The sequence below is a fragment of the Balneolaceae bacterium genome (assembly GCA_034521495.1).
Taxonomy (GTDB): Bacteria; Bacteroidota; Rhodothermia; order Balneolales; family Balneolaceae; genus Rhodohalobacter.
Genome location: JAXHMK010000004.1, coordinates 75,629 through 88,218 on the forward strand (window position 1 = coordinate 75,629; position 12,590 = coordinate 88,218).

Genomic DNA, 12,590 nt, shown 5'->3' on the forward strand with positions numbered 1-12,590 from the left:
GAAGAAAGCAATCCGACTGTTCGTACATTCAACCCATCCTGGCAGACCCCCAGTAGTTGAAACTGGCGGCTTTCCATCCGGGAATGTACATCGTTTCCAGGTGTGCAATATCGAAACCGTTGCCGGAAATCAGGGCTGGAATATCCCGGTTTAGATTACAGCCTCCGGCCAGTTTTGTCCACACCGGATTGATTCGGTTTTGCCATTTTTCTACGGAGTCATCCGGTGCTTTTCCATGTTCACAGAAGTACAGAATACCTTTGGGTTTCAACACCCGGCGCATTTCGGTAAGGGCAACTTCTGGCTCGGATATCGTGCATAAACTGTAGGTAATGACGACCGAATCAAACTTGTTTTTTTCGAAGGGCAACTCCTCTGCACGGGCTTGCTCGAATACAACATCAAATTGCAGACTTCCTGGATCTAATTCATTCTCATCCCACATCTCTTCAGATGGATCAATACCTGTTACACTCTTCACTTGAGCAGGATTATAAAAGGGAAGATTCAAACCGGAACCAATTCCGATCTCCAATACTGAACCGGTTGCCTTCGGTACAATTTTCTGCCTCTGTTTTTGATTCGGCTTTTGCCTGCATGTCCAGTGGACAAGTTTGGGCAGGATATACGAGGAGTAGATACCCATAATTTATTCATTGAGTTCTGATTGACAAGAAGCGGCTGTATCAGTTCTAATATCCATGCTTCATTAGCATAGAAAGTATCTCATTGCTATGAAATATTATTCAAAAAAAGACTATTTGTAACCACTAAAAAATGCAACACAGTCTATTACAGGCTTATAGTTATCACAAGATTTGTTAACAAAACTGTTCTTAGAAAATTGAACTAGATCAGCTTCACAACTCTTTAATTACTATGTCTTTAAATGCTATTTTCAATTGATCATTTTTATGTAGTTGTAATGCAATAAAACCTTTTTTGTCTATGCCATATTTTTGATGAAAAAGATCATCCAACACTCCTTTACCATCGTAATCTGCTACTGTAATATTATTAATAATAGTAGTGATATTGTTGCCTTTGCAAATAATAACCAAATCATTCCAGTAAGGAGCTTCATTAGCATAATGATGTCGAACAACCTTTGGAGCATAAATTGCTTTATCCATATTCCAATCAGGTAAATCAGGATAAATCCAACGTTGGTGTCCTCGTGTTTCATCATATATAAATCCACTCCGCCAGGGATCACTCGGATGAATATCAACTTGAGGTCCGTCCATCCAACCCACCAATTTTGATCCCTTTACCATACCCTGACTATCATAACGACTTCTAATTTGAATACCACTATTCCCTGGACTCTCTCTATAGGATTGAAATTTCAACCTCAATTCAAAATCGGCATATTCTTTGCTCGTTTGCAACCAGCTATAATCATGGTCTGTTATTCCCATAGAATTAACGACAATAGCTCCATCTATTACACTCCAAAAATTATAATGTTGATCTTCTTTCACCGATTTTATTTTCCACCCATCCAAGTTCTCTCCATTGAATATCGCTACCCAATGACCTGTGTTTGACATTTGGTCGTTGGGGTCCATTAACGTTTTTTGGTCAGCCTTCTGACTTACAGATTGATGATTTTGTTTGTTTGTTTCAGAGCATGAAAGAACAATACCAAGAAGCAATAAGACAGAAAAATTGAATTTGGTTACTTTCATTGTGATAAACATTTTTTTACTAATGTTGACTCTTTTATAAAAAACAATTTTCCAGGAAATAGTTGATTTTATTTATAAAAATCTGTCATGATCCAGAGCCACCGGCTTGAAGGATGCACCCAGATTTCTTTCCAGTTATACACATTTTCGGCGGGCCAATAGGGTACATCCCGGTTAAAGTATGTTTGAACACCAACAGGAAGTCCACCGACCAAATTTCCACTCATCGAACTATACTGAGCAGCATAGCGATATCCCTCCCCATACATCAGGCTTTGATTAAATGGATTCAATCCTAAATGCCAGTCAAGTTGCTTATAGCTCAGAATTAAAAGGTCCTTATCATCTAAATAATTGGCTGCAGCACTCAAGCCTTTTGCCTGAGATAGAATAGTCCCGCTGTTACCACGAAAGGATGTCCAGGTTGGAAAACTTTTCAGGTAGTATCGATCATTCAACCGAACTCCACTTTTAATCTGCTCTGCCTGGATATCATCATCCGCACGGTTTAGATCATATATACCGGCCGGGATCATAAAATAAGGATCCGTGTATGTTGATATATTTTTGTAATAATCTGCATACAGGCGAATTGCATTATCCCATTCACTCATTTTTGAATGGTCAGGAAATAGCTGGCTTAATCTTACAAGACCTATAACCAAGTCCTGTTCATGCCCCCGATGAGAGTAGTGAAGAATATCGTCTCTATCGGGTGAACGATAAAAGAACCCCTTCAAGGCGACATCGGACGCAAGGTCTTTCTGCTGCTGGCTTTGCAGAATAAAGGCGCCATAAGAAATGGCGGCATCTCTATACTTTTCTTTGCCTGTTGCTTCAAACAAAGTCAGTGAAGCATTTAATGCGACAGCGGCCAAGGGGGCACTGGGTATATTGCCGGCCAGTTCTTTTCTTGCAAATTCCCAATCCTGTTCCGCACTTTCCATTGCATATTTTGCCAATCTCAGATCACTGTCCCATAATACCATAGCAGCCTTGGCTTCCGTTTTGGCCGCTTGAAAATTTTCATCGGGACTATTTCTTGCTGCGGATGGCACATCATCTACTGTTCCAATAATTCCATCTGTCCAGAAATCCATGGTTGACCACATTGGCCGATAACCGTCTCCAAATCGGGTTTTTAACATCCAATCCAACCCCCATTTCCCTTCTTTTATCAAACGATCCGAAAGAATAGGGTCAGTATGACGTAATTCATACGCCAGTGCGAACTTTGCATGGGTTGCCTCCGCAGTATTCGTTAATCCCTGAGATAGATCTCCTGCATCATGCCATCCTCCGTTGATTGCAATTGATTGATCACCATGGATACTCGTCCAATCCAAGTGGCATACAGCATGGATGCCAGGAACAGCATAACCACACCGTTGGGTATAAAAATGATTAATAGTTTTGATGACTGTACTTCGATATATATCCTCAAAACTGCCAATACTAAAAGCTTTGGTCTTTCGATCACCGGCTTTAAGAATAAATTGACCTGTTTGATTAAACTCACTGAAGTCCATCTCCTGAAATGTTCCAATAGGAGTTTCTTTTGAAACGATTGGCTTTTCAAAGACAACTTCATCGGTCAATGTATGTACCAGCGAAAAATTTTCTGCAGATACATCAGAAGCAAGTGCTGTTTTGGGCATATCGGTGACATAGCCAACATGGTTATAGGCAATATGTCCGGGTGCAACATTCCATCCTTCATAGTAATCGGGTTTTACTTTTTCAATGAAAACCTCATCGATAAAATATTTCACCGTTGTTGTTGCTCCTGGTTCATTCCCCTGTAACCGATATCGTATTTCTATACCAGTTACGTTGTCCCTGCCAAGGTGTTCAAATTCCCAAAATACTTTATTCCATTTTTGGTTTTCCACAATTTGATAGTTCAATCCATGTCGATCATAAGGCCCCGGGACTTGTTCTTGACCATCATTATGAAAGACCATACTTAATGATACCACCTTAAATCCCGGCAAATCTGGATAAACCCAAAAGCTTATTCGATTCCAATCCGACCAATCTTCCTTCTGCACTGGATGAAAAGCACTGGAAACTCCCCACGGTCGTCCATCGGTGAATCCTTCCTCCATCGTAGAGACGTTGCCTTTTGTCGGAGAAACAAGCAATAGTGACGCATTGCCTTGGTAAAAATTTTTATTGGAAATCGACAGGCTTCCATATCCCCCCCTGTGTTCCCATTCATCAATGTTTTCAGTACTTGCTAATCGTTTTGATTCAAGTACCTCTTTTTGAGACCATTCATACTCCAGCGTATTTTCCCATTTTGCAGACATAGGCATATCCGGAATACGTTGAGCAATAGTTATCTGGGAAACCATTATAAAGGCTCCCACAAGACACAGGGATAGTTTTTTGAAAGGTATCATAACGATCTTACTTTTTATAGTTCTATCATCCAAAGGGAGGATAATTGTTAATGACAACTAATACCGGCAAAACCTCCTAATCTATTCCGGAATAGTTCTATACTGAAAAAACGAAACTCAATGCTGAGGGCTAACTGCTTGATAAATTCTTTTGCATTCTTAGATTTCAAGAAATTATTATATACAGCGATGATATTAGATTTTCTTACGTTTCCCCTTTGCTTAGGAAATATAAAAATAAATTTTTTTAGGTATTGAAATAAGATTGATCCCGGATCACCGAATCCCTATATCATCTGTTTACGGCCGGATCGGCGTTCCGTCGAGGGCGCGGACTTGCGTCCAGGTGTTGAGCTGCTTATCGGGGATCGGAAATTTTTTGGCTTCTTCCTCATTGAGATCTACGCCAATACCCGGCGCTTCGTTAATTTTTACGTAACCGTTCTCTACACGTGGCGCCCAGGAAAAATAGCCCGCAGCCTGTCAGTCATATTCGGCGCCTCCTGGATGCCAAAGTTCCATACGGCCAGGTCAATATGTGCGTTGGCGGCATGTCCTACCGGTGATACATCCCCCGGACCATGCCACGCTGTACGAACATTAAACCACTCGCCCAGCCTGGCTACCTTCATAGCCGGTGTGATGCCACCGATCTGTGAAATATGAATGCGGATGAAGTCTATCCAACGGTTTCAACCACATTGGACAACAGATCATCTCCAAACGTTTGAGTGAATTCAATACCCGAATATTCGCTGACATCCATAAAAAAATCTTCGCCAACAGGAGGCATATCAGGCAATGCAGAAGGAGTTGAATTACTTTGATTGCATGTGGAAAAGGAAAAACCGGCTGCAATTAAAAATGGTACTATAATAAGTAGTGCCCTGTTATGTTTGCCAGTCACAAAATTGAAAATCATAAATCCATTTTTCGACTTAAATCTTTGGATAGCTTACTTAGCTGAAGGATAGTTTTAGAGTTTTATATCCAAATATATAATAAAATATAATCGCCAAGTACACAACCATTCTCTTATCAAAGAAATGCACTTTTTTAAGCTTTAGAAAGGCTTTTTAGAAAATTTGAGATTGGTTATTTCTAATTTCAAAAAATTTGCGAGATTTAAACAGCTACAAAAATCATCGTTCAACCCAGATTTTTTGGTTGAATGATTTTTGCTTGAGATTTACTGCCAACTGCTTACTGAGCCTCTCCTTTTCCAATCTCAATCATCCTATTACTCATCAGCAGTTTCGCCCAAAAACCAATACTTAGAATGTAACCGAAGCATAAGTGCTCCTTTCAAAACAAACTCTTCTGTATAGGCTGATTTGCTCATTCTTAACAAGAACTTCTCCATCGCATAATATTGAAGAAGCTCATTGAACGGACGCCTTCTTTCCCTCGATTTGTTTAATAAACGCTGATGAACTGACCTGGCTGCTCTTTTCTTGTCATCCATGAGCAATGGCCTCCAGATATGGTTGCATGACGTTTCTTACATTACACAGCTCCGCATATTTAACGATCTCTTGGTGGGTCACATTGGCAAACTATAATTCTTTAGACATTTCATTGAGTAGAGACAAATTTTTACATCATCTGAAGAAGAATCAGCTTAAAAATTTACACATTAAACTGTAAAAAAAACTTTGAATTTCTTTACATAATTGAGACGAGATGTAAAGAAATCGGCACATTTTTTACAAAACAGGAGGGTTAGAATTGTGCTTTCAACTCCCTAAACATGTCAATCATATTACAATAATTGACATCAAATGCATTACAAACCTCCGGAATGGGGATTCTGTTTTTCTGATTTGGATTACTTACCTCTTGCGTAACCAAAGTATGACCGGTTGACTTGCAGTAAGCCAACGCCCCCTGTACATCCCGAATGGAATAGAGGGATCTTCTTGTTCGATTCACAGCCTTCCTCAGGGAGATTCCTCGACTCGCTCCGCTCGCTCGGAATGACAGGGAACGTGTAGAAGAAAGCGGCGGGCATCACGAATCGAAATTGCACCACATTCACAGCCACCCGCCGTAATGGCAACACACTACCCTGGCGGCGTAACTCTAAACTCTTCAAACCACAGTGTCTGATACGCCGCTGTATAATAAAGCCACCCTGTCATCTCGAGTAAGAGAGCAGAGCGAACGCATCGAGAGATCTCCCTGATTCAACTCGATAGAACAAATAGGGGGAACTCCTTATTCGAACGTACTACCTCAATCAAGGAGATGTCTCGACTCCATTCGTCGCCGGGGCTCCTCACTGCGCTCGACATGACAGTGCCACAGTAGGGAAGAACGGCGGGCATCAAATTCCGAGACAGATCATAGTTTCACGCCGCCCGCCTAACCCAAACTCCTCCTGCACCAATGACGAAAACAGCTCTTCTGATTTTTTTTAGATGGCTTTCTGTAGCGGTTTATCAATTGTAACCTTATTCAACCTTTTTTCAAATTTTTCAATGTATTGCTCGTCAGGTAAATACACTTCAATCTTATTGAGATTACATTGATTTAATTTTGGTTGTGCCAAACCAGTTCTGTAAGGTTCAAGATCAAGATTTTTGATGAAGTATCTTTTTTAAGACTCGCATACACCAACTTCCATGGGCGACCGCTCTTTGTGGCTTTACTTCTGCCTTGATTGTGTCGAATAAATCGATCCCCTACATCTTCACTATGCCCAGTGTAAAACCGATCCCTTCTTTTGCTGTATAAAATGTAAACGTAATACATCTTCTCTCCGACTTTATTGATTCAACAAAAAAAGGACAGCCCTTTTCGAGAACTGTCCTTCGTTTTTTTTGTGGGCGCTGCAGGATTCGAACCTGCGACCCCCTGCTTGTAAGGCAGGTGCTCTAAACCAACTGAGCTAAGCGCCCTTCAATAATGTTTTATTAATGGGCTTTTGTGACCCTCCCGGTGATAACCGGGATGCTCTTGCCGAAGGCATCCCTTCGGGGAAACCAGCTGAGCTAACCACCCAGATTTCAAACTTTAACTCTCAAACGAGTGTTTATAATTACTGAATACATCAAAATACAGATAACCCGTTTTTGAATCAGACTCTAAATATAAGAACTTCAACAATTGGATAAAACAGTTTATCCTCAATAAAATTTTGGTTATCTATAAGAGTTAGGTTAACACCGTTAATCTTTGTTTAATCAATGTAAACAATCACTGTAGAGATGAGCACTTCCAAAAAGAAAAAAGAGGTTGTATTTGTTGATGGCGGACGCACTCCTTTTCTGCGCGCACAAACCGATTTCAAACGATTTACTGCGTATGATCTGGGACGCCTGGCCATCGCAGGGCTGATTAATAAAACCAAGCTGGACGGTAACCACATCGATCATGTTTACTATGGAAATGTGATCCAGGATATCAACACAAGCAATGTAGCCCGGGAATCTTCTATGGCGGCAGGCCTGCCCGATTCTGTTCCCGCTACTACACTATCCATGGCATGTATCTCCTCTAATATTGCATTAACCACGGCCACAGATTCTATTTCAAGAGATCAAATCAATGCATCCATTGTGGGCGGAGTGGAAATTATGAGTGATATTCCGATCCGATTCAGAAAGAAATTCAGACAAAAACTACTGGAGACACAGAAGTATAAATCTCCAACGGATTGGCTGAAATTTTTTAAAGGCCTGAACCCGTCTGATCTTCTTCCCGAAATTCCGTCCATCTCCGAATTTTCTACAGGCGAAACGATGGGAGAGAGCTGCGATAAAATGGCAGCCAAATATGACATCAACCGAAAGGAGCAGGATGCTTACGCCATGCGGTCTCATCAGCTTGCTTATAAAGCTTCGGAAGCTGGTTTTTTGAAAGATGAAATTATTCCGGTTAGCGTAAACAACGGAGATAAAATTGTTGAGAAAGACAATGGCGTTCGACCTGATACGGATATGGAAAAACTCGCGAAATTGAATCCGGCGTTTATTAAACCTCACGGAACGGTTACAGCTGGAAATGCCTCTTTTCTAACGGACGGTGCCTCCGCCGGACTTGTGATGGACAAGGATTTTGCTCTAAAAAACGGGTATCAACCAAAAGCAGTGATTCGAAGCTACACCTATGTTGCACAACGGCCTGATGATGAACTGCTGATCGGCCCGGCCTTTGCTGTACCCAAAGTTCTGGATGAGATGAATTTGACTTTGGATGACATCGACGTATTTGAATTCCATGAAGCGTTTGCCGGTCAGATGTTAACCGTATTGAAAGCTCTTGACAGCGATGAGTTTGCAAAAAACCGGCTCAACCGAAAAGAGAAGGTCGGGAAAGTTCCCTGGGAAAAATTGAATCAATGGGGCGGATCGCTGTCTCTGGGACATCCTTTCGCGGCAACCGGCATTCGTTTGGTTACTACTGCCGCGAATCGTTTAATCAAAGAAGATGGAAAATATGCTTTGATTGCAGCGTGTGCCGCCGGAGGTCAGGGGCATGCGATGATCATTGAACGATTTACTGAGTGAAACGTGAATACATAAACTTCCCTCTCGAGAGGGAAAAGTTATACTGCGTTTAGCAGGATGACGAGGAGTGTGTTTCGTGAATTCAATTGCAATTGCACGCCGTTAACATACCCCTGATGCCTCCGCTAAACGCTCCGGCACCTGTCTCCTCTCAAGAGGGGAATATTTCTAAACTTATTTTTACAATGAACAAGAAAAAAAACATACTACAGCTCGAAACCACCGAGAATGTCGCCGTCATCACGCTGGATACACCCGGCGAAAAGGTGAACAAACTGAATGAACAGCTCATCGGTGAGTTCTCAACTATTTTGGATGAACTTGAAACGGATGACTCTGTGGACGGCGCACTTCTCATCAGCGGGAAGGAGAATAATTTTATCGCCGGGGCGGATATTGAGATGTTTGAGACAAGAGAAACCGCCGATGAGTTATCCGAACTGAGTTGGACCGGTCATGAAATCCTGTTAAGAATCGAGAATTTTTCAAAGCCGATTGTTGTGGGAATCCATGGCTCTTGCATGGGTGGCGGAACCGAGCTTGCCCTTGCAAGTCACTATCGAATTGTGTCGGATCATAACTCAACTAAAATTGGCCTGCCGGAAGTAAAGCTTGGCCTGTTGCCCGGAATGGGAGGGACGCAACGGCTCCCGAGGCTGATCGGAATCCAAAAAGCTCTGCCTTATCTGCTGACCGGAAAAAATATGTACAGCTACCAGGCGGGTAAAACCGGTTTTGCCGATGAAGTGGTTCACCAGTATGCTATTAAAGATGCGGGAATTAAAGCGGTTGAAAAACTCAAAGATGGAAAGGTGAGTCATCCGGATAAACGTTCCGTTCTTGAAAAAATATCTGAGAGCAATGCCCTGGGTCGAAGTATCATTTTTGATCAGGCCCGAAAACGGACTCGCCAGGAAACAAAAGGTAATTACCCTGCTCCTCCAAAGATTATTGACAGTGTTGAGTATGGATATAAAAACGGTTTTGAAAAGGGACTGAAGTATGAATCAAAACTATTTGGAGAGCTTGCGGTAACCTCTGAATCGAGGGCATTGGTTCAGCTTTTCTTTGCCATGAATAAATCGAAAAAGAATCCGCTTGAAGAGAAAAAACGAGATGTAGAAAAAATCGGTGTGCTCGGTGCCGGTTTGATGGGAAGTGGCATCACGGAGGTGAGCATCGACGACGGATTTCATGTGTGGCTGAAAGATCAGACCCTGGAAAATGCGATGAAAGGAGAGAATACAATCCGCGATAATCTCGATAAAAAGATCAGCAAGCATATCATCTCTGAGTTTGAGCGAGATGAAACGATGAGCCGGGTTCACCCCACTGAAGCATACGACGGTTTTGAGGATATTGACCTTGTGATTGAGGCGGTTTTTGAAGACCTGGATCTGAAAAGAACCATTGTAAATGAGATTGAAGATGTTTGCCACGAGGATACGATTTTTGCCACAAACACCTCATCACTCCCCATTTCTGATATTGCCAAAAATTCAGAACGGCCTGAGCAGATTGTGGGAATGCACTACTTCTCACCCGTTCAAAAAATGCCGTTGATGGAGATCATCAAAACCGAAAAAACAGCTGACTGGGTGGTTGCAACGGCTTTTGATGTTGGATTGAGACAAGGGAAAAATGTAATCGTGGTAAACGATGGCCCCGGTTTCTATACAACGCGCATCCTCGCACCATTTATTAATGAAGCATTGTTACTTCTCGAGGAAGGCGCAAAAATTGAAGACCTCGACAGTGCCATGAAACAGTTTGGTTTCCCGGTAGGGCCGGTTGCGCTGCTGGATGAAGTGGGAATTGATGTGGGCGCTCACGTAGCTGAAACCCTTAGTGATAAATTTGAAAAGCGCGGGGCAAAAACCAGCAAAAAATCAAAAGAGTTGATGGAAGACGACTACCTCGGCCGAAAGAATAAGAGGGGTTTCTACAAATACGAAGAGGGCTCGAATAAGAAAAAAGAGGTCAATGAGAAGATCTACAGTTACTTTGGAGGAGCAGATCGCAAATCATTCGATCAAAAAGAGATACAGGACCGGCTTTCGTCTATGATGATTAACGAGGCGGTCTTATGCCTCCAGGAAGAAATTCTTCAAAATCCTACAGATGGAGATCTCGGAGCCATTCTCGGACTTGGATTTCCTCCATTCCTTGGGGGTCCTTTTCGGTATATCGACCGAATTGGTGTAGAGAGTTTTATCGAGCAGATGAAGTCTCTGCAAGACCAGCATGGTGATCGGTTTAAGCCTGCTGATATTTTGAACGAGATGAAAACTAAAGGATCACTTTTTCATCTTGAAAAATAGATATGAATCCAATTTAAATCCGCGAAGTTTTAGAAACTTCGCGGATTTTCTTCAAGCAGCAACACTCATCATTCATATTCTGCTCACAGTAATTCGTTAAATTTATACAAATGGAATCAAAAAGGGAGAAAACCATGAGACTGAAAAATAAAACCGCAGTTATCACCGGTGGTGCCGGAGCGATAGGACGAGCCACCGCAAAACGTTTTCTGCACGAAGGAGCAGAAGGAATTCTTTTGGTTGATCAGGATTCTGAAGCACTGAAAAACACCATCAAAGAATTTGAATCAGATCGGGTAAAAACATTTGATGCCGATGTTTCAAAGGCAGAAGATGCTAAAAACTATATCGAAAAAGCCGTACAGGAATTCGGTTCAATTGACATTCTTTTCCTGAATGCAGGAATTGAAGGAGTTGTAAAACCGCTGACGGAATATCCTGAAGATGTATACGACAAGGTGATGGCGGTCAATGCCAAAAGTGTATGGCTGGGTATGAAATATGCTTTTCCTTACATGGAGAAAAACGGAGGCGGAAGTATTATCATCAATTCATCCGTTGCCGGTCTCCAGGGTACTCCGCAAGTAATGGCGTATGTAACCAGTAAACATGCTGTTATCGGTTCCATGCGAGTGGCGGCTCTTGAAGGTGCACCTCTTAATATTCGTGTGAATAGTATTCATCCTTCACCCGTTGATAACCGGATGATGCGATCACTGGAGGAGGGTTTTGCACCGGGTACAAGTGTTGAAGCAAAGAAAGATTTTGAGAAGATGATACCAATGGGGCGTTATGCCGAAAATGATGAAATTGCAGAGTTGGCATTGTTTCTCGCATCCGACGAAAGCAAATTCATTACCGGCGGTACCTACACAATTGATGGCGGATTGACTGCTTAAGGATTGATCTGATCCTCAATTTCGTCAAGCCTGCTTTCAAGAGTTCCCAATCGATTCTCAATTTGCTGAAGGATGTGAATGATAATAATGTGCGTTTTCTTTGCATCGATTCCAACCACACTGTCTTCACTTCCAATCAGTTTTTCGATCTCTTTGTATCTATTTTCCGGGATGTTCATAATTTTATTTCTTTATGAGTGAAAAGGATAAACGAAATTCTGTCATTGCGAGTGAGCTTACAGGCATGGCAATCTTCTCTCGAAACAAAGTTTGGGAATTGCGGAGGTCTGCATATCCCGGCTGCTCGAGGGCGCGTCTCTCGCAATGAGATCTTCACACGTCTGCCATTTCACGTTTGTCTTTAGCCATTCTGTCTACTTCTCCGTTTCAAAACCAGCTTTTGCAAGATCTTTAAATCCACCCACGTTGTACACATTTTCAAAACCCTGCATCTTCATAATCCGGGCGGCTTTGCCACTTCGATTTCCTGTGCGACAGTAGAGATAATAGGTTTTATCTTTATCCAGTGATTCCAACTGCTGCTGAAATTCACCATTCATATAATCATGCTGGAGATCAGTTTCTGATAAATGCCCCTCTTTATATTCGCCGCGGGTGCGGACATCAATAATTACTCCACGGTCTTGTTCCATCTTATCTTTAAAATCTTCAGGGTTGATATCAATATCCTGACTCATATGTACTTCCTGTATCTTTCTATTAATGTATTGTTTAATTTTGTTTATGAACATCAGCTTGTGAA

General features: G+C 42.0%; 11 protein-coding genes and 1 tRNA gene. 3 read left to right on the top strand and 9 right to left on the bottom strand.

Annotated features, from left to right (window positions below):
* Nucleotides 1–28: 28 nt before the first annotated feature.
* The 7 genes from U5K72_01135 to U5K72_01165 form a co-directional block, all read right to left on the bottom strand.
* On the bottom strand, nucleotides 29–646 hold the full coding sequence (locus U5K72_01135) for a class I SAM-dependent methyltransferase (GenBank protein MDZ7717405.1): 618 nt from the start codon (nucleotides 644–646) through the stop codon (nucleotides 29–31).
* Nucleotides 647–860: 214 nt separating this feature from the next.
* Nucleotides 861–1,691, bottom strand: a complete 831-nt coding sequence (locus U5K72_01140) for a DUF1080 domain-containing protein (protein MDZ7717406.1) — start codon at nucleotides 1,689–1,691, stop codon at nucleotides 861–863.
* Between the two features lie 68 nt (nucleotides 1,692–1,759).
* Nucleotides 1,760–4,096: a glycoside hydrolase family 9 protein gene (locus U5K72_01145; protein MDZ7717407.1), complete on the bottom strand. Its 2,337-nt coding sequence runs from the start codon at nucleotides 4,094–4,096 to the stop codon at nucleotides 1,760–1,762.
* Between the two features lie 446 nt (nucleotides 4,097–4,542).
* Complete coding sequence (locus U5K72_01150) at nucleotides 4,543–4,728, bottom strand: hypothetical protein (protein MDZ7717408.1); 186 nt, start codon at nucleotides 4,726–4,728, stop codon at nucleotides 4,543–4,545.
* A gap of 47 nt (nucleotides 4,729–4,775) precedes the next feature.
* A complete protein-coding gene (locus tag U5K72_01155; protein MDZ7717409.1) occupies nucleotides 4,776–5,018 on the bottom strand; it encodes a hypothetical protein in 243 nt (80 codons plus the stop codon).
* 318 nt (nucleotides 5,019–5,336) lie between these two features.
* Nucleotides 5,337–5,561, bottom strand: a complete 225-nt coding sequence (locus U5K72_01160; protein ID MDZ7717410.1) for a hypothetical protein — start codon at nucleotides 5,559–5,561, stop codon at nucleotides 5,337–5,339.
* 1,360 nt (nucleotides 5,562–6,921) lie between these two features.
* Nucleotides 6,922–6,996 (bottom strand) — tRNA-Val (locus U5K72_01165).
* Between the two features lie 309 nt (nucleotides 6,997–7,305).
* On the opposite strand from U5K72_01165, the gene U5K72_01170 reads away from it, so the two are divergent.
* The 3 genes from U5K72_01170 (at nucleotide 7,306) to U5K72_01180 (ending at nucleotide 11,827) form a co-directional block, all read left to right on the top strand.
* Entirely contained in the window at nucleotides 7,306–8,607 is a 1,302-nt protein-coding gene (locus U5K72_01170; protein ID MDZ7717411.1) for a thiolase family protein, read from the top strand.
* Between the two features lie 185 nt (nucleotides 8,608–8,792).
* Entirely contained in the window at nucleotides 8,793–10,928 is a 2,136-nt protein-coding gene (gene fadJ, locus U5K72_01175; protein MDZ7717412.1) for a fatty acid oxidation complex subunit alpha FadJ, read from the top strand.
* Nucleotides 10,929–11,062: 134 nt separating this feature from the next.
* Complete coding sequence (locus U5K72_01180; protein ID MDZ7717413.1) at nucleotides 11,063–11,827, top strand: SDR family NAD(P)-dependent oxidoreductase; 765 nt, start codon at nucleotides 11,063–11,065, stop codon at nucleotides 11,825–11,827.
* Here the strand turns inward: U5K72_01180 and U5K72_01185 are convergent.
* Both U5K72_01185 and U5K72_01190 read right to left on the bottom strand, forming a co-directional pair.
* Entirely contained in the window at nucleotides 11,824–12,006 is a 183-nt protein-coding gene (locus tag U5K72_01185; protein MDZ7717414.1) for a hypothetical protein, read from the bottom strand. The genes U5K72_01180 and U5K72_01185 overlap by 4 nt on opposite strands.
* 195 nt (nucleotides 12,007–12,201) lie before the next feature.
* On the bottom strand, nucleotides 12,202–12,525 hold the full coding sequence (locus U5K72_01190; protein MDZ7717415.1) for a rhodanese-like domain-containing protein: 324 nt from the start codon (nucleotides 12,523–12,525) through the stop codon (nucleotides 12,202–12,204).
* Between the last annotated feature and the right edge of the window lie 65 nt (nucleotides 12,526–12,590).